Genomic DNA, 22279 nt, shown 5'->3' on the forward strand with positions numbered 1-22279 from the left:
GGCTAGTTGAGCTAACCGCAGTGGAAGGGTGCACCATGACCGATCAGCCGCCGCCCTCCTCGCCGCCTGAACCGTCCGGTGGCTTTGAACCGGCTCCCGGCGGGTATGAACCCGCTCCTTCCGCGCCCGGCGCCTCGTACCCGCCCCCGCCCCCGCCGCCCGGTGGCGGTTACCCGCCACCGCCGCCGTCGGCCGGTGGATACACCCCGCCGCCGCCCGGGCCCGCCGTCCGGGCGCTGCCGACGGACTCCTACACGCCGTGGATCACCCGGGTGCTGGCGCTGCTCATCGACTACCTGCCTTACGCGATCGTGCAGGGCATCGGCACCGGGATCATGTATGCCACCCAGCAGTCGTCCTGCGTCACCGACATCACGCAGTACGACGTCAGCCAGTACTGCGTGAGCCAGCCCTCGATGATCGGCCAGCTGGCGCAATGGATGGCGACGCTGGCGGGTCTGGCTTACTGGCTCTGGAACCGGGGCTACCGCCAGGGCACCACCGGATCGAGCCTGGGCAAGACGGTGATGAAGATCAAGGTGGTCAGCGAGACCACCGGGCAGCCGATCGGCTTCGGTTTGTCCGTAGTGCGCGACCTCGCACACTTCGTCGACGCGGTCATCTGCTTCATCGGTTTCCTGTTTCCGCTCTGGGACGCCAAACGACAGACGCTCGCCGACAAGATCATGACGACGGTGGTCCTGCCGGTCTGACGGCCCGGGTGCGTCTGACGGCCCGGGTGCGTCTGACGTGATCGCGCGCTGCTCACTAGGCTGAACGGCGATGAGCGAAAACCGTAGCGGACACGACGGAATCAACGGGCTGGCCACCAAGGCCATCCATGCCGGCTACCACCCGGATCCGGCAACCGGGGCGGTCAACGCTCCGATCTACGCCAGCAGCACGTTCGCCCAAGACGGCGTCGGAGGTCTGCGCGGCGGGTTCGAATACGCGCGCACCGGCAACCCGACCCGCGCCGCGCTGGAGGCCTCGCTGGCCGCCGTCGAGGGCGGCGCGTTCGGGCGAGCGTTCAGCTCCGGCATGGCGGCGACCGACTGTGCGCTGCGCGCCATGCTGCGGCCCGGCGACCATCTGGTGATCCCAAACGACGCTTACGGCGGCACATTCCGCTTGATCGACAAGGTCTTCACCCAGTGGGGCGTCGGGTACACGCCGGCCGCCCTCTCGGACCTCGACGCCGTCGCGGCCGCGATCACCCCGCGGACCCGGCTGATCTGGGTGGAAACACCGACCAATCCGCTGCTGTCCATCACCGACATCGCGGCAATTGCCGAGCTGGGCAAGCAGTATTCAGCAAAAGTGTTGGTGGACAACACCTTTGCTTCGCCAGCGCTGCAGCAGGCCTTGCCGCTGGGCGCCGACGTCGTGTTGCACTCGACGACCAAGTACATCGGCGGCCACTCCGACGTGGTGGGCGGCGCCTTGGTCACCAACGACAAAGTGCTCGACGACGCCTTCGCCTTTCTGCAGAACGGGGCGGGCGCGGTGCCGGGCCCGTTCGACGCCTACCTGACGATGCGCGGCCTGAAGACGTTGGTGCTGCGGATGCAGCGGCACAGCGAAAATGCTTTGGCCGTAGCAGAATTCCTCGCCGAGCATCCGTCGGTGAGCACGGTGCTGTATCCGGGTCTGTCCACGCATCCCGGCCATGAGGTCGCCGCGCGCCAGATGTCCGGCTTCGGCGGCATGGTGTCGGTGCGCATGCGCGGGGGCTGGGCCGCCGCCGAGAAGCTTTGTGCCGCTACCAAAGTGTTCATCCTGGCCGAATCGCTGGGTGGGGTCGAGTCGTTGATCGAGCACCCCAGCGCCATGACGCACGCGTCAACGGCCGGTTCGCAATTGGAAGTACCCGACGACCTGGTCCGCCTGTCGGTGGGCATCGAGGACGTCAGCGACCTGCTGGCCGACCTCGAACAAGCCCTGGGCTAGTCGTGATACGGCTCCGCGCTCACCAGCGTCACCTCGACGGTGTTGCCGTTGGGCACGGTGTAGGTGCGGGTCTCGCCGACCTTGGCGTCGATCAGTGCCTCGCCCAACGGTGACTTGGGCGAGTACACCTCGAGCTTGCCGTCCTTGACGCCTTCCTGGCGGGTGGCGATCAGGAACGTCTCGGTGTCGGACTTGTCGCCGTCGTAGTACACCTTGACCACCGAACCGGGCAGCGCGATACCGGACTGCTTGGGAGCCTCGCCGACCTTGGCGTTGTTCAGCAGGTCCTGCAGCTGGCGGATGCGCGCCTCCTGCTGGCCCTGCTCCTCACGAGCGGCGTGGTATCCGCCGTTCTCCCGAAGGTCGCCCTCCTCGCGGCGGTCGTTGATTTCCGCGGCGATGACGGGACGATTCGCGATCAGCTGATCGAGCTCAGCCTTCAGCCGGTCATGTGATTCCTGGGTCAGCCAGGTCACCTGAGTGTCCGTCATCTCGTCGTGCTCCTCGTCGTTATCTTTCCGCGTCACCGCGTAGCTCTCTGAACTGCGCTGAAGGGATTGTCTGGGTCCCGCCCCTGCTGCGCTGCCGTTGTGCTAACGGCCGCTAATGCAGCAATACACGGTCCCAGCAGGAACCGTGCATTCACCCATGTTACCACTGTGGAAACAGCCGATGACGTCATTCGAGCTTCGCCTTTGTGACCGGTCAGGCTGCGCGTAGGTAGCCGGGCACGTCGGTGCCGCATCCGTAAATGTCTGCCATCGCCGGCGGCGCCGACGACTTCACCGTGGTCGTGACCTGCACCGTTGCCTGCGTCGATGGCCCCACCAATACCTCGCGCCGGCCCGTCTCGCTGCCGTCCTTGGCGCGGACCCGCACGATGCAGTCCACCGGCCGCGACGGATCAGATCGCGTCACGCTGATCGTGACTGTCGCCGTCTCGTTGTCGACCACCTGATAGCCGGCCAGCGACCCCGAGACGGCACTGGTGCCCAGCCGTTGATAGCCGAGGATCGCGACGCCGATGCCGGCCGCGAGGACCAGCACACCCAGCGCGATGGCCACCCGGCGTCGCGAGACCCGGGACAGGCGCGAGTGCCCGTAGCGGGCCTCGGGGCGCGGAATGGAAGTCGGGGTCATGGCTGTTTCATGTGTGGGCTTATTCGCCGCCGGCACCCGGCCGACAGCATGCGACATGGGGAAACTGGAATTATAGGGTCCTTATAGGCTTCGAGGGGAGACCGGCGGACCGACAAGGGGACACGTGAGCGAACTGCGGTTGATGGCGGTGCACGCCCACCCCGACGACGAATCCAGCAAGGGTGCGGCCACACTCGCCCGTTATGCCGACGAGGGTCACCGCGTGCTGGTCGTGACGTTGACAGGGGGCGAGCGCGGCGACATCCTCAACCCGGCGATGGACCTGCCCGACGTGAAGCAGCACATCGCCGAGATTCGCCGTGACGAGATGGCCAAGGCGGCCGAGATTCTCGGCGTCGAGCACACCTGGCTCGGCTTCGTCGATTCCGGCCTGCCCAAGGGTGATCCGCCGCCGCCGCTGCCCGACGGCTGCTTCGCGCTGGTGCCGTTGCACGAGTCCGTCGAGGCGCTGGTGCGCGTGGTCCGCGAGTTCCGCCCGCACGTGATCACCACGTACGACGAGAACGGCGGCTATCCGCATCCGGATCACATTGCCTGCCATCGGGTTTCGGTCGGTGCCTACGAGGCGGCCGGCGACTACGCCCGCTTCCCGGACGCCGGCGAACCCTGGACGGTATCCAAGCTCTACTACAACCACGGTTTCCTGCGGGCGCGGATGCAGCTGCTGCACGACGAAGCCATCAAGCACGGTCACGAACCCCCGTTCCAAAAGTGGCTCGAGCATTGGAAACCCGAGCACGATCCGTTCGAGTCGCGGGTGACCACGCGTGTCGAGTGCTCGGAATATTTCAGCCAGCGCGACGACGCACTGCGGGCACACGCCACCCAGATCGACCCGAACGCCGACTTCTTCGCCGCTCCGCTCGCCTGGCAGCAGCGGCTATGGCCGACCGAGGAGTACGAGCTGGCCCGCTCGAACGTCCCCGTCCGGCTGCCCGAGGACGACCTGTTCGCCGGAATCGAGAACCACGCGTGAGCCGCCTTTTGCTCACGGTGATCGCTGATGGGACTCCGCACAACACGGGGCCCGATTTCGGCAAGGCCAGCCCGCTCGGGCTGCTGGTCGTCGTGCTGCTGTTGATCGCCACCTTGTTTCTGCTGCGCTCGATGAACAAGCAACTGAAGAAGGTGCCCGAGTCGTTCGACCCCAAGCACCCCGAGCCCGATCAGGCCGCCGACGAGGGCACCGATACGGTCGGCCCACCCCATGACGAGGCCCCCGGGCCGGAGAACGGATCGACCCGGCCCCCAGGACCCGGCGATGAGCCCGGCTGAATCGGCCGGCGCCAATACCCTCGGGCTGGCCACCAGCCCCTATTTGCGTCAGCACGCCGACAATCCGGTGCACTGGCAGCAGTGGACGCCGCAGGCGATGGAAGACGCGGCGGACCGCGATGTGCCGATCCTGCTCTCGATCGGCTACGCCGCCTGTCACTGGTGTCATGTGATGGCCCACGAATCGTTCGAGGACGACGAGGTGGCCGCCGCGATGAACGCGGACTTCGTCTGCGTCAAGGTCGATCGCGAGGAACGCCCGGACATCGACGCGGTCTACATGAACGCCACCGTCGCGCTCACCGGGCACGGCGGCTGGCCGATGACGTGTTTCCTCACCCCGGACGGGCGGCCCTTCTTCTGCGGTACCTACTACCCGAAAGAAGGCTTTCTGCAACTTCTTTCGGCCGTCACCGAAACCTGGCGGGAACGCCGCGGCGAGGTCGAGGAGGCGTCGGACCACATCGCCGGCGAGCTGCGCAAGATGTCGTCCGGGCTGCCCGACGGCGGGCCGGACATCGACCCGGCGCTGTGTGACCACGCCGTCGCCGCGGTGCTGGCCGACCAGGACACCGTGCACGGCGGGTTCGGCGGCGCGCCCAAATTCCCGCCGTCCGCAGTGCTCGAAGCGCTGCTGCGCAACTACGAGCGCACCGGATCGCCGTCGGCGCTCGTGGCCGTCGAGCGCACCGGCAACGCGATGGCCCGCGGCGGGATCTACGACCAACTCGCCGGCGGCTTCGCGCGCTACAGCGTCGACAACGCCTGGGTGGTACCGCATTTCGAGAAAATGCTCTACGACAACGCGCTGTTGCTGCGCGCCTACGCGCACTGGGCCCGGCGTACCGCAGATCCGTTGGCCCGCCGGGTCACCGCGCAGACCGCACGATTCTTGCTCGACGAGCTGGGTGACGGCGCCATGTTCACGTCGTCGCTGGATGCCGACGCCGACGGCCGCGAGGGCTCGACGTATGTCTGGACGCCGCAGCAGTTGACCGAGGTGCTCGGTCCCGACGACGGCCCTTGGGCCGCGCGGGTTTTCGCGGTCACCGAGTCCGGGACCTTCGAACACGGGACGTCGGTGCTGCAGTTGCCCAGCGATCCCGACGACGCGCAACGCTTCGAACGGGTGCGGACCGCGCTGTTGGCCGCCCGGCGCACCCGGACCCAGCCGGGACGCGACGACAAGGTCGTCACATCGTGGAACGGGCTGGCGATCACCGCGCTGGCCGAGGCCAGTGTGGCCTTGGAAGATCCCGAGCTGACCCGCGCGGCGCGGCGCTGCGCGACGGCGCTGCTGGACACCCATGTCATCGGCGGTCGGCTGCGCCGGGCCAGCCTCGGCGGGGTGGTCGGCGAGAGTGCCGCCATCCTGGAGGACTACGCGATGCTGGCCACCGGGCTGCTGGTGCTCTACCAGCTGACCGTCGAGGACGTCTGGCTGACGGCGGCGGGTGAGCTGCTCGACACCGCCCTTGCGCATTTCGCCGATCCGCAGCGACCCGGCCGCTGGTATGACACCGCCGACGACGCCGAGCATCTGATGCTCCGGCCGGCCGACCCGCTGGACGGGGCCACCCCGTCGGGCGCGTCGACGATCGCCGAGGCGCTGCTGACCGCGGCGCATCTGGTCGGCAGTGCCACAGCGCCGCGCTACCTGAAAGCGGCGACCGAGGCGCTGACCGCGCATTCGGTATTGCTGGCCAAGGCACCGCGGTCGGCCGGGCACTGGATTGCCGTGGCCGAAGCCGCGATCCGCGGCCCGCTGCAGATCGCGGTCGCCTGCCACTCCCCGCGCTCACCGCTGCTGACCGACGCCCGCCGGTTCGCGCCCGGCGGGGCGATCGTGATGGGCGGCAAGATGGACTCGTCGGCACTGCTGGTCGGCCGGGATCGGGTGCGCGGCGACGACGCCGCCTACGTGTGCCGCGGCCGGCTCTGCGATCTGCCGGTGACCCGGTCGGCCGACCTGGCCGCCGCCTTGGGTGTGCCCGCGGGCTAGCGCCGCATCAGAACACCACGAACCACATCGCGATGTAGTGGCAGATCGCCGCTATCGCGGTGCAGGCGTGGAAGAACTCGTGATAGCCGAACGTCGACGGCCACGGGTCGGGCCAGCGCAGCGCGTAGAGAATGCCGCCGATGCTGTACAGCGCGCCACCGACGAACAGCAGCACCATCGCGGTCACACCCGAGTTGTGCAGGATCTCGCCGGTGTACCAGACCGCCACCCAACCCAGCAGGATGTAGAGCGGCACGCCGACCCAGCGTGGCGCCGACGGCCACAGCATCTTGAGCAGGATCCCGGCCGCCGCGCCGCCCCAGACGATGCACAACACCACGCGCCCGTCGTGCGGCGACAAGGCCAGCAAGGCGAACGGGGTGTAGCTGCCGGCGATGAACACGAAGATCATCGAGTGGTCGGCCCGCTTCATCCACTTCTTGGCGGTCTCGGACTTCCAGTGCACGCGGTGGTAGGTGGCACTGACGGTGAACATGATGATGGTGGCGAAGGTATAAAGCAGGGTTGCCAGTCCGGCCCGGGTGGAGCCCACCGCCCATGACACCGCGACCAGCGAGGCGCCCGCGAAAACCGCGGTGCCGGCCGAATAGACGTGGATCCAGCCGCGGAACCGCGGCTTGGTCAGTACCCGGGCGACGCCGTCGACGAGTTGGTGCGCGGCATTGGCCGCGACTCCCGGCGATTCGGCGTCCGGGTCGGTGGCGGTGGTGGTCGGCCCGCTCATGTCACCTGCTGTCTGTTCGGATGGCGGTCTCATTGCCCGTGCCTGACACGAATAAACACTAGCTCGCACCGGCCGGACGACCGCGCTTTCAGCGGTCGTGACATCCTCGGAAATCCCTCCGGAATTGGTTGCCGCTCACAGTAGTGTGGATCCTCGTGGAGATTATCCCGCCGCGGCTCAAAGACCCGCTCTATCGCGTCTACGAGCTGCGGCTGAGGCAGGGCCTGGCCGCCTCGAAATCCCAGCTCCCGCGGCATATCGCCGTGCTGTGCGACGGTAACCGGCGGTGGGCCCGCGACGCGGGATACGACGACGTCAGCTACGGCTACCGGATGGGCGCGGCCAAGATCGCCGAAATGCTGCGCTGGTGTCAGGAAGCCGGCGTCGAAATGACCACCGTCTACCTGCTGTCCACCGAAAACCTGCAACGCGATCCCGACGAGCTGGCCGGGCTGATCGAGGTCATCACCGACGTCGTCGAGGAGATCTGCGCACCGGCTAATCGGTGGAGCGTGCGCACGGTCGGGGACCTGGAACTGCTCGGCGACGAGCCCGCCCGCCGGTTACGGGGTGCGGTCGAGTCCACGCCCAGCGTCGCGCCGTTTCACGTCAACGTGGCCGTCGGCTACGGCGGCCGCCAAGAGATCGTCGGCGCGGTGCGGGCGCTGTTGAGCAAGGAACTCGCCAACGGCGCCACCGGCGAGGATCTCGTCGACGCGGTGACGGTCGACGCCATCTCCGAGAACCTCTACACCTCCGGGCAGCCCGACCCCGACCTGGTCATCCGCACCTCGGGCGAGCAACGGCTGTCGGGGTTTCTGCTCTGGCAGAGTGCCTACTCGGAGATGTGGTTCTGCGAAACGCACTGGCCCGCGTTCCGCCGTGTCGACTTCCTGCGCGCGCTGCGCGACTACAGCCGGCGCGATCGGCGCCTCGGCAAGTAGGTCTTAAGCGGCAGGTCACGCGCGTGCCACACTGGATGCATGGCTGCGCTGTCGGCGGTGGTGTTCACGCTGAGCGCCTGGCTGGGCCTGTATCTGGCGGCCCGTGATCCGCGCAAACCCGTGCTGGTGCTGGCGGCGATCGGACTGGGTGGCTTCGCGCTGGTAGTCGGGCTGGATGCGGTTCGGACCGCCAGTCCCGCCTACGCCCAGCTGTTGAGCCGAGTCGAGATCTACCTGACGACCATCCCCGGCGTCGCGTGGTTCGCGGTGCTCGTCGAGCTGTCCCGGCCCACCGACGGCTGGCGGGCCCGCACGCGCGAGCTGCTGCTCATTGCCGCCGTTGCCGCGCTGACCCTGTTCGGGGCGATGCTGGCCGGCAGCGTCGAGGGGCCGCTGCGGCCGGGTCACTGGCTGATGTTCGCGGTGATCTCGGTGTCGACCCTCGGCGCGATGGCCGTCGCGCTGCGCCGTCCGCGGCGGCCCCGGCCGGCCAAGGGCCTGGCCATTATCGCCACCCTGTTCTTCGCGCTGGGTAATGCGATCCTGATCATTCCGCTGGGCCTGGTGCCCAGCTGGCTTGCGCTGGCGTCGACGAGCTGCGACGTCCTGGCGCTCGGGATCGCCGTCGCCCTGTGGGACGCGTTCGACGAAGGCCAGGCGCTGCGCGCCGACATGCGCCGCTCGTTCACCGGTTCGGTCGCGGTGGCGGTGCTGTTCGGTGGCCAGGCGCTGATCGGACTGGCGGTGACCCGCGACGACCCCGCCGCGCAGGCCGCGCTGACCGTGCTGCTGTTCACCAGCCTGGCGATCGCGATCACCGTGCAGGTGCTGGCGGATCCACTGGCCGGGGTACTCGACCGGGTGGCTTTCTCGAAATCGCCTGCGCTGCGGGCAGATCGGGCCGTGCTTCGGCACACCGGGGCGGCGCTGCCGCTGCGTCAAGAGCATCCGCTCGCAGACGTCGACGACGTCACCTTCGTCAGGCTCACCCGCCGCGCCCTGGGCCACTACGGCGACCTGAGCAAGCTGGTTGCCAGCCCGCTGACGGCGTTGCCGGTGATCGACGAGCGGCTAACCGCCCGCGGCGCGCCCGACCATCCGGTCGAGCGCGCCAACGAACTCAAGGCCGTACTCGCGGACGGCATTTCACGTTTGAAGCCGCGAGACGGCGGCGATTTCGGAACCACCGAAGAGTGGCGGTACTACAACTCGTTGTACTTTCCTTACGTCGTCGGGGTGCGCGCCTACGCGCAGAACGCCACCGCCTCGGGCCTGGATCCGACCGCGCGCCAGGCCTGGCAGTGGTTTGTGACGGAGGTCCCACAGCGCTCGTTGCATAACTGGCAGAACGCCGCGGCCCGGCTGATCGCGGCGGACCTACGTGGGCGTGTCGCGGTCCCCAGCGATTAGTCCCGATTTCGCGCTTTCTGCAGTATCTGTACAGCCTCGCGCACAATTCGGCTGACAACGCCGGTTGTAATGGCGATGCCACCCATCTTCGGGTGAACTGGCAACGAATACGGGATGTGCGGCCGACCGGTCTGCACTGTCATTCCGAGTCTGCTAGGGGGACTTATGCTTTCGCCGACCCTTCCACCCGCTCGATTCGCGCGGGCCATCGAGTTCGTCCGGCACCAGGTCGGTCAGCTACACCAGCGGATGGCACCGCCGCCGGCCGCGATGATGGAAATGATCACGAATGCCTGGGCCGCACAGGCGATTACCGCGGCCGCCGACCTTGGCATCGCCGACGTGCTCGCCAAGGGGCCGTTGTCGGTTGACGAGGTGGCCGAGGCGGTCGACGCGGATGCCGATACCATCGGTCGTCTGCTGAGGGCCTTGAGCTCGCGAGGGATTTTCCGGCTCCGCCGCGACGGGCGCTACGACCTCACCCCGATTGCGGAAACACTGCGCAGCGATAGCGATGTCTCACTGCGCGCGTTCGCCCGATTCGTGGGTTCACCCCAGGACCGGGAGCACTGGAGCCACTTCACGGACTCGATCCGCACCGGCCGGCCCGTCATCCCCGAACTGCGCGGCAAGCCTTGCTTCGAGTATCTGGCCGAGGTGCCGGAGCTCGACGAAGTTTTCAATCAGGCCATGACCGATCTCTCCGAGCTCGAAATCCCGCCCGTCGTTGCGGGGTACGACTTCAGCCGCTTCGGGACGATCGTCGACATCGCCGGCGGACGCGGCCGGCTGCTGGCCGCGATATTGAACGCCACGCCGAAAGCCCGGGGGATCCTGTTCGATCAGCCGCACGTGGTTGCTGGTGCCTCGTCATTGCTCGAGGAACACGGCGTGGCGGATCGGGTCAAGCTGGTTGAAGGTTCCTTCTTCGAGTCGGTGGCCGACGGTGGCGACGCCTACCTTCTCAAGCACATCATCCATGACTGGCCGGACGACGAGGCCGTGCAGATTCTCAGTAACATCCGCAAAGCCGCCGGGGTCGGAAAGCAGGTGCTGATACTGGAATTCGTCATTCCGCGGCACGAGCGTGAATTCCCGGGCCACTGGATGGATCTGGAAATGCATGTCGCGGCCGGTGCTCGCGAGCGCACCGCCGGCCAATACGGCCGGCTGCTGAGCCGCGCGGGCTTTCGGCTGACCCGAGTGGTCGAAACAGCCTCACCCCTGAGCATCGTCGAAGCGGTCGCCGTCTAAGTCTTGGCCGGATCTATCACCAATTACTTAGGAGTACTTATGTTTTCGCTCAAAGTTCCAGAAACTCAGGTTGCCCGGGTCGTCGAAACGGCCCGGCACCACGTCGGTCGGCTGCGCCAACACATGGTTCCGCCGTCGGCCGCGATGTGGGAAATGATCACGAATGCTTGGGTGGCGCAGGCGATTAGCGCTGCAGCGGAGCTCGGCATTGCCGATGCGCTGGCGAAGGGTCCGTTGTCGGCAGACGAGCTGGCCGAGGCTGTCGACGCCGATGCCGACAGCGTCAGCCGTCTGCTGCGGGCTTTGATCGGCTCTGGCGTTTTCCGTCAAACCCGCGACGGGCGCTACGCCCTCAACCCGCTCGCGGACACCCTGTGCTCAGATAACGATGTCTCGCTGCGAGGCGTCGCGCGGTTTATCGGTGCACCCCAGCATCGGGAACACTGGAGCAACCTCGCGACCGCGATCCGCACCGATCGGGCCGTCGTTTCGGAGATGCGCGGCAAGCCGATCTTCGAGTACCTGGCCGAGGAAAAGGATTACGACGAGATTTTCAACGAGGCGATGACGAGCGCTTCCGAGTTCGCGATCGCGCCCGTCGTCGCGGGCTACGACTTCAGCCGCTTCTCGACGATCGTCGACGTCGCCGGTGGGCACGGCCGGCTGCTGGCCGCGATATTGAACGCCACGCCGAAAGCCCGGGGGATCCTGTTCGATCAGCCGCACGTTGTCTGCGACGCACCAGCCCTGCTCGAACAGCATCGCGTGGCCGACCGGGTCCAGGTGGCCGAGGGGTCATTCTTCGACACCATCACGGAGGGTGGCGACGCGTACGTCCTCAAACACATCGTCCACGACTGGCCCGACGAGCAGGCGCTGCAAATCCTGCGCAACGTGCGCAAGGCCGCCGACGTCGGTAAGCATGTGTTGCTCGTCGAACAAGTCCTTCCCGAGCACGATCGCGATTTTCCGGGCAACTGGCTCGACCTGGAAGTGCTGATCGAATTCGACGGCCGCGAGCGCACCGCCAAGGGGTATGCCGAACTGTTGAGCCGCGCCGGATTCCGGATGACCCGGGTGGTGGAGACCGCGTCGCCGTACAGCGTCGTCGAGGCGATTGCCATGTAATCCGCATTCGCGGCCCAACACGGGAATACCTGGACGCAATCCCTGGTCATTTCTTCCGTGGCAGGAGTTGGCAGTGCCACGGGTCGATTTGGCAGTGCCGCGTCGGCACGCTCAAACCAGTTCGACACATACCGCCATCGCGAGGAGTTATCAAAATGTCCGCTGTTACCGGCCTACCGACCAAGCACCTGTACGACGCGACCGACTCGTTATTGCGTTTCGCCATGCGTGCAGATGCCACGTTGACGGGACTGTGTGGTCTCGCCATCGCATTTTTTGCAGACCTGAATTCCAACCTGGAATACGCCCTGGGCACGCTTTTCGTGCTGTACGGCCTGGTGGTGTACAGCCTGACCGCGTTGCCGGACCTGCGCAGCGTCGGCGCCGGTGTCGTCGGCGCCAACATCGTGGTCACGGTGGGCGCCCTGGTGGCCGTCGAAGCGGTGCCGATGACCGCGACCGGAGTGGCCGCGACGCTGGCGACGGGCGTCTACGCCGCGTCGTTCGCCTGGCTGCAATACCTGGGAGTGCGTCGATTGCCCGCGTAGCACTCCATCCCGCCGACGCGGGGCGTTCTCCGCGGCCACGGAGAATCGCCCCGCTTCGGTCTTTTTGCCGGGGGATTGTGGGCGAAATGCGTCAGAGCTTGCGCAGCCGCAACCGGTTGATGGAGTGGTCGGCGTCCTTGCGCAGCACCAGGGTCGCCCGGGGCCGGGTGGGCAGAATGTTCTCGACCAGATTGGGCCGGTTGATCGACCGCCAGATTTCGCGCGCGGCGGCGACCGCCTTGGTGTCGTTGAGGGCCGAGTAGTGGTGGAAGTGCGACGCCGGGTCGGCGAAGGCCGTGCTGCGCATCGCCAGGAACCGCGAGACGTACCACTGCTCGATGTCTTCGATCCGGGCATCCACGTACAGCGAGAAGTCGAACAGGTCCGACACCATCAGGGTCGGACCGGTTTGCAAGACGTTGAGGCCCTCCAGGATCAGGATGTCCGGATGGCGGACCACATGTTTAGCCCCGGAGATGATGTCGTAGCGCAGGTGTGAGTACACCGGCGCACATGCGTAGTCCGAACCCGATTTGACCGAGGTGACGAACCGCATCAGCGCCCGGCGGTTGTAGCTCTCCGGAAAGCCTTTGCGGTGCATCAGGTTTCGCCGGTCCAGCTCGGCATTCGGGTAGAGGAAGCCGTCGGTGGTCACCAGGTCGACCCGCGGGTGGTGGTCCCAGCGCGCCAGCAATGCCTGCAGCACACGGGCTGTGGTCGACTTTCCGACCGCGACGCTGCCGGCCACGCCGATGACGAACGGCACCGGCCGGTCGGGGGCCTGCTGGGGCTCACCGAGGAATTCCGCAGTGGCAGCGAACAATCGCTGCCGTGCCGCGACCTGAAGGTGGATGAGCCGGGCCAGCGGCAGATAGACCTCTTCGACCTCGAGAATGTCGATCTGCTCGCCGAGACCACGCAGACCGACAAGCTCCTCTTCAGTGAGGGCCAGCGGCGTCGACATGCGCAACGCGCGCCACTGCTTTCGGTCGAACTCCACATATGGGCTCGGCTCGCTCAGCCGGGGCATAGTGCCAGTGTGGCAGGGACGATCGCATGCCAGACGGCTGGGCTGGCTAAAACCACCGCTCGATAGACTGGGGGCCGTGACTGCCGCACCTGATGCCCGCGTAACCGCGTCCGTGATGTCTGCCCCCCTCGCCGAAGTCGACCCGGATATCGCCGCGCTGCTCGGCAAGGAGCTCGGCCGCCAACGCGACACCCTCGAGATGATCGCGTCGGAGAACTTCGTGCCGCGCTCGGTACTGCAAGCCCAGGGCAGCGTGCTCACCAACAAGTACGCCGAGGGGCTGCCCGGCCGGCGCTACTACGGCGGCTGCGAGCACGTCGACGTCGTGGAGAACATCGCCCGCGACCGCGCCAAGGCTCTGTTCGGCGCCGATTTCGCCAACGTGCAACCGCACTCCGGCGCCCAGGCCAACGCCGCCGTGCTGCATGCCCTGATGTCACCGGGGGAGCGGCTGCTGGGTCTGGACCTGGCCAACGGTGGGCATCTGACCCACGGCATGAAGCTCAACTTCTCCGGCAAGCTCTACGAGAACGGCTTCTACGGCGTCGACCCGACGACCCATCTCGTCGACATGGACGCGGTGCGCGCGCAGGCGCTCGAATTCCGCCCGAAGGTGATCATCGCCGGCTGGTCGGCCTACCCGCGGATTCTCGACTTCGCGGCATTCCGGTCGATCGCCGACGAAATCGACGCCAAGCTCTGGGTCGACATGGCCCACTTCGCGGGCCTGGTCGCGGTCGGATTGCACCCGTCTCCGGTGCCGCACGCCGACGTCGTGTCGACCACCATTCACAAGACGCTCGGCGGTGGCCGCTCCGGAATGATCCTGGGTAAGCAGGAGTACGCCAAGTCCATCAACTCGGCGGTGTTCCCCGGCCAGCAGGGCGGCCCGCTGATGCACGTGATCGCGGGCAAGGCCGTGGCGCTGAAGATCGCCGGCACCCCCGAATTCGCCGAGCGTCAGCAGCGCACGCTGTCCGGCGCCCGGATCCTCGCCGACCGGCTGTTGGCCGCCGACGTCGCCAAGGCCGGCGTCTCGGTGGTCAGTGGCGGCACCGACGTCCACCTGGTGCTGGTCGACCTGCGTAACTCCCCGCTCGACGGGCAGGCCGCCGAGGACCTGCTGCACGAGGTCGGCATCACGGTCAACCGCAATGCTGTGCCCAACGACCCGCGGCCGCCGATGGTCACGTCGGGTCTGCGGATCGGGACGCCGGCGCTGGCCACCCGCGGTTTCGGCGACGCCGAGTTCACCGAGGTCGCCGACGTCATCGCCACGGCGCTGGCGGCCGGCACCTCCGCCGACATCTCGGGGCTGCGCGACCGGGTGACCCGGCTGGCCCGGGAGTTCCCGCTGTACGACGGGCTCGAGGACTGGGCGCTCGTCGGCCACTAGGTCACGGAATGGCCGCGACACCGGCGGTTGATTTCATAACACCTGTGTACGCGGGTTACAGTTACTTTTATGGCAACGAAACCTGTCGCTAATGCGCTAACCATGGAACTCGAGCCGGTCGTCGAGGCGGAAATGGACCGCCACCTCAACACCGACGACATCTGGTTCGCCCACGACTACGTGCCATTCGACCGCGGTGAGAACTTCGCCTTCCTCGGTGGCCGTGACTGGGACCCGTCCAGCATGACGCTGCCGCGGGCCTTCACGGATGCCTGCGAGATCCTGCTGCTACTCAAGGACGACCTGGCCGCTCATCACCGTGAGCTCGTCGAGCACTTCATTCTCGAGGACTGGTGGGGCCGCTGGCTGGGCCGCTGGACCGCCGAGGAGCACCTGCACGCGATTGCGCTGCGCGAATACCTGGTGGTGACCCGCGAGGTCGATCCCACCGCCAACGAAGAGGCCCGCGTCGAGTACCTGATGCAGGGCTACCGCGCCGACACGTACACGCAGGTCGAAACCCTGGTGTACATGGCGTTGACCGAGCGCACCCATGCCGTGTTCTGCCGGCACCTTGCCGCCCAGCTCGAGGAGCCGATTCTGGCCGGGCTGATCGACCGGATCGCCCGCGACGAGGAACGCCACGAGCTGTTCTTCTCCAATCTCGTCGCGCACTGCCTGACGTACACCCGCGAGGAGACGATCGCCGCGATCGCCAAGCGTGCGGCCGAACTGCAGGTCGTGGGTGCCGACATCCGCGCGTACCAGGACAAGGTGCAAAACGTCGCCGCCGCCGGAATTTTCGGACCCGCTGACCTGCGTCAGGCGATCGCCGACCGGATCACCGAATGGGGCGTCGCCGACGAGCCCCAACTGCGGCAGTTCGTCAACGGCTGAGCGGACTCACCCGGCTCGCCGTCTTCGCCGCTCACGTCACACCCCGGCGTCGGCGCGCCTGCGCTGCTGCAAAGCGGCGACGAGAGTAGCGTCATTCTCGATGGTCAGCGTCTTGCTCAGCTGCCAGGGCGGCACCTCCCGTCACCACAACGGAAGGACCGGCCCCGGTCCTGGTGTCGCAGTTCCCGCCGACATGCCTGCGCGGGTCCGCGCGGGCTCATCCCGCTCGAGGAGCGCTACGTGACCGAAATCCGGACCTACGTGATCGACACTTCCGTGCTGCTGTCCGACCCGTGGGCATGTAGTCGGTTCGCCGAACACGAGGTGGTGGTCCCGCTGGTGGTGATCAGCGAACTGGAGGCTAAACGCCACCATCACGAGCTGGGATGGTTCGCCCGACAATCGCTGCGCCTGTTCGACGATCTGCGCCTCGAGCATGGGCGGCTGGATCAGCCCATTCCCGTTGGGACACAGGGCGGTACGTTGCATGTCGAGCTCAACCACACCGACCCGACGGTGCTGCCGAGCGGCTTCCGCAACGACAGCAACGACTCCCGGATCCTGAGCTGTGCGGCCAACCTCGCCGCCGAGGGCAAGCGAGTCACGTTGGTCAGCAAGGACATTCCGCTGCGCGTCAAGGCCGCCGCGGTCGGCTTGGCCGCCGACGAGTACCACGCGCAGGACGTGGTGGCCTCCGGTTGGTCGGGCATGCGCGAGATCGAGACCGCTTCCGAGGACATCGACGCGCTCTTCGCCGACGGCGAGATCGACCTGGCCGAAGCCCGAGACCTGCCGTGCCACACCGGAATTCGGCTGCTCGGCGGTAGCTCTCATGCGCTGGGCCGGGTCAACCCGGACAAACGCGTCCAGCTGGTGCGCGGTGACCGCGAGGTGTTCGGGCTGCGCGGCCGCTCCGCCGAGCAGCGCGTGGCGCTCGACCTGCTGCTCGACGAGTCGGTGGGCATCGTGTCGATGGGCGGCAAGGCCGGCACCGGCAAGTCGGCGCTGGCCCTGTGCGCGGGTCTCGAGGCGGTGCTGGAACGGCGGACCCAGCGCAAGGTGGTGGTGTTCCGCCCGCTGTACGCCGTCGGCGGCCAGGAGCTGGGCTACCTGCCCGGCAGCGAGAGCGAAAAGATGGGCCCCTGGGCGCAGGCGGTCTTCGACACGCTGGAAGGTCTGGCCAGCCCGGCCGTGCTGGAGGAAGTGCTGTCGCGCGGCATGCTCGAGGTGCTGCCGTTGACCCACATCCGCGGGCGTTCGCTGCACGACTCGTTCGTGATCGTCGACGAAGCGCAGTCGCTGGAGCGCAACGTCCTGCTGACCGTGCTGTCCCGGCTGGGCACCGGATCACGGGTGGTGCTCACCCACGACATCGCCCAGCGCGACAACCTGCGGGTCGGCCGGCATGACGGCGTCGCCGCGGTGATCGAGAAGCTCAAGGGGCACCCGCTCTTCGCGCACATCACGCTGCTGCGCAGCGAGCGGTCGCCGATCGCCGCGCTGGTCACCGAGATGCTCGAGGAAATCGCCGGCCCGCACTGACAGTCGCCCTGCTCCTTGCGTTGAGTGCGTGCTGATGGCGCCCGGTGCGCACACTGGACGCCCGGGTCGCACGCTCGCGGTGGGTAGGCTTTTACAGTGCGCAAACGACCCGACAACCAGGCCTGGCGCTATTGGCGGACCGTGTTCGGTGTCGTGGCCGCCGGTGCGGTGCTGGTGATCGGTGGCCTCACCGGCCACGTCACGCGCGCCGACAACCTGAGCTGCTCGGTGGTCAAATGTGTCGCGCTGACGTTCGACGACGGACCGAGCCCGTTCGACGAGCGGCTGCTGCAAATCCTCAAGGACAACGACGCCAAGGCCACCTTCTTCCTGATCGGCAACAAGGTGGCTGCCAACCCGGCCGGTGCCAGGCGCATCGCCGACGCCGGCATGGAGATCGGCAGTCACACCTGGGAACACCCCAACATGACGACGATTCCTCCCGAAGACGTCGCCGGGCAGTTCACCAAGGCCAACGACGCGATCAACGCCGCGACCGGGCGGACCCCAACGCTGTATCGCCCCGCCGGCGGGCTGTCCACCCCCGACGTGCGCCAGACCGCTGCCCGTTACGGGTTGGCCGAAATCCTTTGGGATGTCATCCCATTCGATTGGGCGAACGACTCGAACACCGCCGCGACGCGATACATGCTGATGACCTACATCAAGCCCGGCTCGGTGGTGTTGTTCCACGACACCTACTCGAGCACCGTTGACCTGGTGTACCAGTTCATTCCGGTGCTCAAGGCCAACGGCTACCGCCTGGTGACGGTCAGCGAACTGCTGGGGTCGCGGGCGCCGGGCAGCAGCTACGGCAGCCGGGAAAACGGGCCGCCCGCCAACGAACTTCACGACATCCCGCCCGCCGACATCCCGACGCTGCCCAACACGCCCTCGCCCAAGCCGATGCCGAACTTCCCGATCACCGACATCCCGGGCCAGAACTCGGGTGGGCCAAATAACGGTGCATGAGCGCCGCGCGGCTACCTTTATAGGGTGACCGAGGCAGGCGCGGCGACATCCGGGCCGCCGCAGCGCAAGTCGGCTCGCAGGTTGGCCATCGAATACGCGATCGACCTCGCGCTGTCCTACATCATCGCCGTGATCGACGTCGCCGCGATTCTGATTCCGCTCCGGGGGCACACGTCGGCCGCCACCAGCGTCGTCTTCGCAGAAAAAGACACGGCCATAGTCGTCGTGCTGGTGTTGCTGGGAATCATCGGCGTCGCGGTGTCCGGTGTGTTCAGCCTTGTTCCGACGCTGCGCTGGTATGCCGCCGGCGAAGAACCCACCACGGCGCAGCGGGAAACCGCGATGAAACTCGCCGGCCGCCAGACGGCGATCCTGCTGGTGGCCTGGGGCCTGGCCGGCAGCATCTTTGTATTGCTCAATCTCGACGGCGGGGCCGCGCTGCTGTTGCCGATGGTGCTCGGTGTGCTGCTGGGTGGACCGGCCGCCGCGGGCACGGGAATGCTGCTCGCCCAACGCACCCTGCGCCCGATCATGGGTGAGGCGACCCGGGGGCTCGAACCTCGGCTGGCGGTGCCCGGGGTGTTCGCGCGTCTGGTCATGCTCTGGTTTCTGGTCAGCGCGCTTCCGATCGGCGTCGTGGCCACCCTGGTGGTGCTGCGCTCGTACGGCTTGCTGATCCAGAAGTCCGCCTCGTTGGACGTGCCCATACTGGTGGTGTCGCTGGCCGCGTTGCTGCTCGGGCTGCCCACCATGATCCTGACGTCGCGATCGATTTCGGACCCGATCGGCGAAGTCGTCGATGCGATGGCCCAGGTACAACGCGGCAACATCGACACCACCGTCGGCTCCTACGAGCGATCCCAAATCGGGCGGCTGCAAACGGGATTCAACCGCATGGTGGCCGGGCTGGCCGAGCGGGACCGGCTGCGCGACCTGTTCGGGCGCCACGTCGGGGCCGACGTCGCGCAGCGGGCCATCGAAGAGGGCGCCTCGCTGTCGGGGGATGTGGTCGAGGCGGCGGTCTTGTTCATCGATCTGGTGGGTTCGACTCAGCTCGCGGAAAGCCGTCCACCCCAAGAGGTTGCCGACGTGCTCAATGATTTCTTCCGCATCGTCGTCGACGCCGTCGACGAACACAACGGCCTGATCAACAAATTCGCCGGCGATGCCGCGCTGGCCATCTTCGGGGTGCCGCTGCGGACGGGCGAGCCGTCATCGGCGGCGCTGGCCACGGCGCGCACGCTGGGGACCCAACTGCGTCGGCTCCCGGTGGATTTTGGTATCGGAGTGTCGGCGGGCCGCGTCTTCGCCGGCAACATCGGTGCCGAAAACCGTTATGAATACACGGTAATCGGCGATGCGGTCAACGAGGCCGCGCGCCTGGCGGATCTTGCCAAGACCTCGGATCGGCGGATCCTATGCTCGGCGGCGGCGATCGAACGGGCCGACGAGGCCGAACGGGGTCACTGGGCCCAGTGCTATTCCACGGTGCTGCGCGGCCGCTCCGAGGCCACGCACGTCTCGGCGCCCGCGGGCCCGGACTGACCGCGCTACTTCGAGACCTTCAGCGATCCGATCACCTGATTGAGCAGCCCGGCCGAGGCCGCGTCGCCGATGGGTGTCGCACCCAGGAAGATCGTGACCGGCTTGGTGTCGACCGCGATGATGACCACGGCGTCACCCTTCACATTGCGGGCGGGGTCCGCGATCGTGACGTCGGCGTCCACCCGGGCGGCCTTGATTCCCTCCACCGTGATCGACGACTTCTTGATCGGGCCCAGCGTCGGTGAGGCGTTCGAATAGCCGGGGCCTTCGGCCACGCAATTCATCAACTTCGCCGCCTGCGCGCTGACGTCCATGCTGGGGACGAAGTTGGTGACCGCGACCTCGGCCTGCATCACCCATTGACTGGCGCCCGGAACCTCCTGCGCAAGCCCCACGGCGCCAATGAGATTCGGAGTCTGGTCGTCGGAGAACGGCATCCATCCGGGTGCCGCGGTGGCCGGAAACGACAACTTGCCCGCCTTGATCGGCGCGCCGCCCACGGGCTTGTCGCCGCCAGACACATTGGGCGTGCAATCGGTTGCGGTCTGTCCGGAACCACCCGGCTGCGACGTCGGCGCGGCCGTCGTCGTCGACGGATTGGCCTTGGGGGACTTGGGTTCGTTGTTCAGGCTGACGACCAGGATCACGACCAGAGCGATGACGCCCAGCACCGCGATGCCGGCGACGATCAGCCAGGGCATGTTCGACCGCGGCCCGTTCGGCGGCGGTCCCCCGGGATAGGAGCCGGGCGGCCAACCGGGGGCATACTGCGGCCCGGTCTGACCGTACGGCTGACCCGGATAGCCGGGTGCCGAGGGATCCATTCCTTGTGGATTGGTGAACGGACCGGTCGGTGGGTACGGATACGCGCCGCTCTGCGGCCCCGAGTAGGGGCCGCCCTGCGGATAAGGGGGCGGGCCGCCTTGCGGCGGACCACCTTGCGGTGGGCCCCAATAAGGGCCCTGGCCATACGGATTCGCTCCGTACGGGTCCTGCCCGTAGGGACCGCCCGGAGGAACCGTCATTGCAGAACCACCCCCACCTAATTCGCTGGTTTGACCTTAGCCATCGCCAGCACGTCGAGCCGGCGGTCGAGTTCCTCGATCGATAACTTGTCGCCGATCAGGCCGCGGTCGATCACGGTCTGACGGATCGTCTTCTTCTCCTTGAGCGCCTGTTTGGCCACGGCAGCGGCTTCCTCGTAGCCGATGGCCGAGTTCAAGGGTGTCACGATCGACGGCGACGACTCGGCCAACTCGCGCAGATGTTCTTCGTTGGCCTTCAAGCCGACGATGCAGCGTTCGGCGAACAGCTTGGACACGTTTGTCAGCAGCTTGAACGACTCCAGGACGTTGCGGGCCATCATCGGGATGTACACGTTGAGTTCGAACGCGCCCGACAAGCCGCCGACGGCGACGGCGGCGTCGTTGCCGATCACCTGCGCGGCGACCTGCGTAACCGCCTCCGGCAGAACCGGATTGACCTTGCCCGGCATGATCGAGCTACCCGGCTGCAGGTCCGGCAGCGCGATCTCGGCCAAGCCGGTCAGCGGCCCGGAACCCATCCAGCGGATGTCGTTGGCGATCTTGGTCAACGACACGGCGATGGTGCGCAGCGCCCCGGACGCCTCCACCAGGCCGTCACGCGCGGCCTGAGCCTCGAAAGAGTTTGCCGCCGTGCGCAATTCGGACAGTCCCGTCGAAGCGACCAGCGCCTCGACCACCCTGGGGCCGAAGCCGTCGGGAGCGTTGAGCCCGGTGCCCACCGCGGTTCCGCCGATGGCCAGCTCGCCCAGCCGCGGCAGCGTGGCACGTACCCGCTCGATCCCGGCCTCGATCTGGCGGGCGTAGCCGCTGAATTCCTGGCCGAGTGTCACCGGGACGGCGTCCATCAGGTGAGTGCGGCCCGACTTGACCACGGTGTGCCACTCGCTGGCCTTGGTCGCCAGCGCGTCGTGCAGTACCTCGAGCGCCGGGATCAGATGGCGGACTGCGGCTTCGGTGGCCGCGATGTGGGTGGCGGTCGGGAAGGTGTCGTTGGACGACTGCGACATGTTGACGTCGTCGTTGGGGTGCACCGTGACGCCGTTGGCGGCCGCGATGGACGCGATCACCTCGTTGGTGTTCATGTTGGAGCTGGTGCCCGAGCCGGTCTGGAAGACGTCGATCGGGAACTGGTCATCGTGCTTGCCGTCGGCGATCTCGGCCGCGGCCGCGATGATCGCGTCGGCCTTCTCCGGCGCCAGCAGCCCGAGGTCGGCGTTCACCTGTGCGCAGGCGCCCTTCAGCAGGCCCAGCGCGCGAATCTGGGTGCGCTCGAGGCCCCGGCCCGAGATCGGAAAGTTCTCCACAGCACGCTGGGTTTGCGCTCGCCACAACGCTTTTGCGGGTACACGTACCTCGCCCATGGTGTCGTGCTCGATGCGATATTCGCCGCTTTCGGCCATGAATCAGTTCCTCTTCGTTGGGGTGTGCTATCGC

General features: G+C 67.2%; 21 protein-coding genes. 15 read left to right on the plus strand and 6 right to left on the minus strand.

Annotation, left to right across the window (positions count from 1 at the left end; translation table 11 throughout):
- Nucleotides 1-35: 35 nt before the first annotated feature.
- Both G6N55_RS23370 and G6N55_RS23375 read left to right on the plus strand, forming a co-directional pair.
- Nucleotides 36-713, plus strand: a complete 678-nt coding sequence (locus G6N55_RS23370) for an RDD family protein (protein WP_085221181.1) — start codon at nt 36-38, stop codon at nt 711-713.
- Between the two features lie 70 nt (nt 714-783).
- The gene (locus G6N55_RS23375) at nt 784-1950 is read left to right on the plus strand and encodes a cystathionine gamma-synthase (protein WP_085221180.1); all 1167 of its coding nucleotides are present in this window, start codon (nt 784-786) and stop codon (nt 1948-1950) included.
- Here the strand turns inward: G6N55_RS23375 and greA are convergent.
- A complete protein-coding gene (gene greA / locus G6N55_RS23380; protein ID WP_085221276.1) occupies nt 1947-2441 on the minus strand; it encodes a transcription elongation factor GreA in 495 nt (164 codons plus the stop codon). The two genes, G6N55_RS23375 and greA, sit on opposite strands and share 4 nt — an antisense overlap.
- A gap of 214 nt (nt 2442-2655) precedes the next feature.
- Complete coding sequence (locus tag G6N55_RS23385; RefSeq protein WP_085221179.1) at nt 2656-3090, minus strand: DUF4307 domain-containing protein; 435 nt, start codon at nt 3088-3090, stop codon at nt 2656-2658.
- 124 nt (nt 3091-3214) lie between these two features.
- Here G6N55_RS23385 and mca point away from each other — a divergent pair, with 124 nt between their 5' ends.
- The 3 genes from mca to G6N55_RS23400 are packed head-to-tail and all read left to right on the plus strand — an operon-like array spanning nt 3215 to nt 6388.
- On the plus strand, nt 3215-4087 hold the full coding sequence (gene mca, locus G6N55_RS23390; RefSeq protein WP_085221178.1) for a mycothiol conjugate amidase Mca: 873 nt from the start codon (nt 3215-3217) through the stop codon (nt 4085-4087).
- Nucleotides 4084-4386, plus strand: a complete 303-nt coding sequence (locus tag G6N55_RS23395) for a hypothetical protein (protein ID WP_085221177.1) — start codon at nt 4084-4086, stop codon at nt 4384-4386. Before mca ends, G6N55_RS23395 begins: the two co-directional genes overlap by 4 nt.
- Nucleotides 4373-6388, plus strand: coding sequence for a thioredoxin domain-containing protein (locus G6N55_RS23400; RefSeq protein WP_085221176.1), 2016 nt, complete (start codon nt 4373-4375; stop codon nt 6386-6388). Before G6N55_RS23395 ends, G6N55_RS23400 begins: the two co-directional genes overlap by 14 nt.
- A gap of 7 nt (nt 6389-6395) precedes the next feature.
- On the opposite strand, the gene trhA is transcribed toward G6N55_RS23400, so the two are convergent.
- Nucleotides 6396-7133 carry a PAQR family membrane homeostasis protein TrhA gene (gene trhA / locus G6N55_RS23405; RefSeq protein ID WP_085221175.1) on the minus strand — a complete coding sequence of 246 codons (738 nt, stop codon included), beginning with the start codon at nt 7131-7133 and terminating at the stop codon, nt 6396-6398.
- Nucleotides 7134-7288: 155 nt separating this feature from the next.
- On the opposite strand from trhA, the gene G6N55_RS23410 reads away from it, so the two are divergent.
- From G6N55_RS23410 to G6N55_RS23430, 5 genes are all read left to right on the plus strand, one after another.
- Complete coding sequence (locus G6N55_RS23410) at nt 7289-8077, plus strand: (2Z,6E)-farnesyl diphosphate synthase (RefSeq protein WP_085221275.1); 789 nt, start codon at nt 7289-7291, stop codon at nt 8075-8077.
- A 39-nt stretch (nt 8078-8116) separates the two neighbouring features.
- On the plus strand, nt 8117-9487 hold the full coding sequence (locus G6N55_RS23415; RefSeq protein ID WP_085221174.1) for a hypothetical protein: 1371 nt from the start codon (nt 8117-8119) through the stop codon (nt 9485-9487).
- Nucleotides 9488-9652: 165 nt separating this feature from the next.
- Nucleotides 9653-10741, plus strand: coding sequence for a methyltransferase (locus tag G6N55_RS23420; protein WP_085221173.1), 1089 nt, complete (start codon nt 9653-9655; stop codon nt 10739-10741).
- 39 nt (nt 10742-10780) lie between these two features.
- Entirely contained in the window at nt 10781-11869 is a 1089-nt protein-coding gene (locus G6N55_RS23425) for a methyltransferase (protein ID WP_085221172.1), read from the plus strand.
- A gap of 155 nt (nt 11870-12024) precedes the next feature.
- Entirely contained in the window at nt 12025-12417 is a 393-nt protein-coding gene (locus G6N55_RS23430) for a hypothetical protein (RefSeq protein ID WP_085221171.1), read from the plus strand.
- Between the two features lie 91 nt (nt 12418-12508).
- Here G6N55_RS23430 and coaA read toward each other — a convergent pair whose 3' ends face one another.
- Nucleotides 12509-13447 carry a type I pantothenate kinase gene (gene coaA / locus G6N55_RS23435; protein ID WP_085221170.1) on the minus strand — a complete coding sequence of 313 codons (939 nt, stop codon included), beginning with the start codon at nt 13445-13447 and terminating at the stop codon, nt 12509-12511.
- Nucleotides 13448-13562: 115 nt separating this feature from the next.
- On the opposite strand from coaA, the gene glyA reads away from it, so the two are divergent.
- The 5 genes from glyA to G6N55_RS23460 all read left to right on the plus strand — a co-directional run bounded on the left by glyA (nt 13563) and on the right by G6N55_RS23460 (nt 19799).
- Nucleotides 13563-14843 carry a serine hydroxymethyltransferase gene (glyA, locus tag G6N55_RS23440; RefSeq protein WP_085221169.1) on the plus strand — a complete coding sequence of 427 codons (1281 nt, stop codon included), beginning with the start codon at nt 13563-13565 and terminating at the stop codon, nt 14841-14843.
- A 69-nt stretch (nt 14844-14912) separates the two neighbouring features.
- Nucleotides 14913-15740 (plus strand): acyl-ACP desaturase, encoded by an 828-nt coding sequence (locus G6N55_RS23445; protein WP_085221168.1) that lies wholly within the window; start codon nt 14913-14915, stop codon nt 15738-15740.
- Nucleotides 15741-15980: 240 nt separating this feature from the next.
- The gene (locus G6N55_RS23450) at nt 15981-17282 is read left to right on the plus strand and encodes a PhoH family protein (protein WP_085221167.1); all 1302 of its coding nucleotides are present in this window, start codon (nt 15981-15983) and stop codon (nt 17280-17282) included.
- Between the two features lie 96 nt (nt 17283-17378).
- Complete coding sequence (locus G6N55_RS23455) at nt 17379-18254, plus strand: polysaccharide deacetylase family protein (protein WP_085221166.1); 876 nt, start codon at nt 17379-17381, stop codon at nt 18252-18254.
- A gap of 81 nt (nt 18255-18335) precedes the next feature.
- Nucleotides 18336-19799: an adenylate/guanylate cyclase domain-containing protein gene (locus G6N55_RS23460; RefSeq protein ID WP_085221165.1), complete on the plus strand. Its 1464-nt coding sequence runs from the start codon at nt 18336-18338 to the stop codon at nt 19797-19799.
- Between the two features lie 5 nt (nt 19800-19804).
- On the opposite strand, the gene G6N55_RS23465 is transcribed toward G6N55_RS23460, so the two are convergent.
- Together G6N55_RS23465 and G6N55_RS23470 are read right to left on the minus strand one after the other, a co-directional pair.
- Nucleotides 19805-20824, minus strand: coding sequence for a hypothetical protein (locus G6N55_RS23465; protein ID WP_085221164.1), 1020 nt, complete (start codon nt 20822-20824; stop codon nt 19805-19807).
- 17 nt (nt 20825-20841) lie between these two features.
- Entirely contained in the window at nt 20842-22245 is a 1404-nt protein-coding gene (locus tag G6N55_RS23470; protein ID WP_085221163.1) for a class II fumarate hydratase, read from the minus strand.
- Between the last annotated feature and the right edge of the window lie 34 nt (nt 22246-22279).

Origin of the sequence: Mycobacterium florentinum (assembly GCF_010730355.1) — a bacterium.
Taxonomy (GTDB): domain Bacteria; phylum Actinomycetota; class Actinomycetes; order Mycobacteriales; family Mycobacteriaceae; genus Mycobacterium; species Mycobacterium florentinum.

What these genes read in the sequence shown, in the direction of transcription:
- trhA (WP_085221175.1), bottom strand. Translation starts at nt 7,133, where the DNA reads ATGAGCGGGCCGACCACCACCGCCACCGACCCGGACGCCGAATCGCCG.
- G6N55_RS23425 (WP_085221172.1), top strand. Translation starts at nt 10,781, where the DNA reads ATGTTTTCGCTCAAAGTTCCAGAAACTCAGGTTGCCCGGGTCGTCGAA.
- greA (WP_085221276.1), bottom strand. Translation starts at nt 2,441, where the DNA reads ATGACGGACACTCAGGTGACCTGGCTGACCCAGGAATCACATGACCGG.
- G6N55_RS23370 (WP_085221181.1), top strand. Translation starts at nt 36, where the DNA reads ATGACCGATCAGCCGCCGCCCTCCTCGCCGCCTGAACCGTCCGGTGGC.
- G6N55_RS23415 (WP_085221174.1), top strand. Translation starts at nt 8,117, where the DNA reads ATGGCTGCGCTGTCGGCGGTGGTGTTCACGCTGAGCGCCTGGCTGGGC.
- glyA (WP_085221169.1), top strand. Translation starts at nt 13,563, where the DNA reads ATGTCTGCCCCCCTCGCCGAAGTCGACCCGGATATCGCCGCGCTGCTC.
- G6N55_RS23420 (WP_085221173.1), top strand. Translation starts at nt 9,653, where the DNA reads ATGCTTTCGCCGACCCTTCCACCCGCTCGATTCGCGCGGGCCATCGAG.
- G6N55_RS23430 (WP_085221171.1), top strand. Translation starts at nt 12,025, where the DNA reads ATGTCCGCTGTTACCGGCCTACCGACCAAGCACCTGTACGACGCGACC.
- coaA (WP_085221170.1), bottom strand. Translation starts at nt 13,447, where the DNA reads ATGCCCCGGCTGAGCGAGCCGAGCCCATATGTGGAGTTCGACCGAAAG.
- G6N55_RS23375 (WP_085221180.1), top strand. Translation starts at nt 784, where the DNA reads ATGAGCGAAAACCGTAGCGGACACGACGGAATCAACGGGCTGGCCACC.
- G6N55_RS23385 (WP_085221179.1), bottom strand. Translation starts at nt 3,090, where the DNA reads ATGACCCCGACTTCCATTCCGCGCCCCGAGGCCCGCTACGGGCACTCG.
- G6N55_RS23445 (WP_085221168.1), top strand. Translation starts at nt 14,913, where the DNA reads ATGGCAACGAAACCTGTCGCTAATGCGCTAACCATGGAACTCGAGCCG.
- G6N55_RS23470 (WP_085221163.1), bottom strand. Translation starts at nt 22,245, where the DNA reads ATGGCCGAAAGCGGCGAATATCGCATCGAGCACGACACCATGGGCGAG.
- G6N55_RS23465 (WP_085221164.1), bottom strand. Translation starts at nt 20,824, where the DNA reads ATGACGGTTCCTCCGGGCGGTCCCTACGGGCAGGACCCGTACGGAGCG.
- G6N55_RS23400 (WP_085221176.1), top strand. Translation starts at nt 4,373, where the DNA reads ATGAGCCCGGCTGAATCGGCCGGCGCCAATACCCTCGGGCTGGCCACC.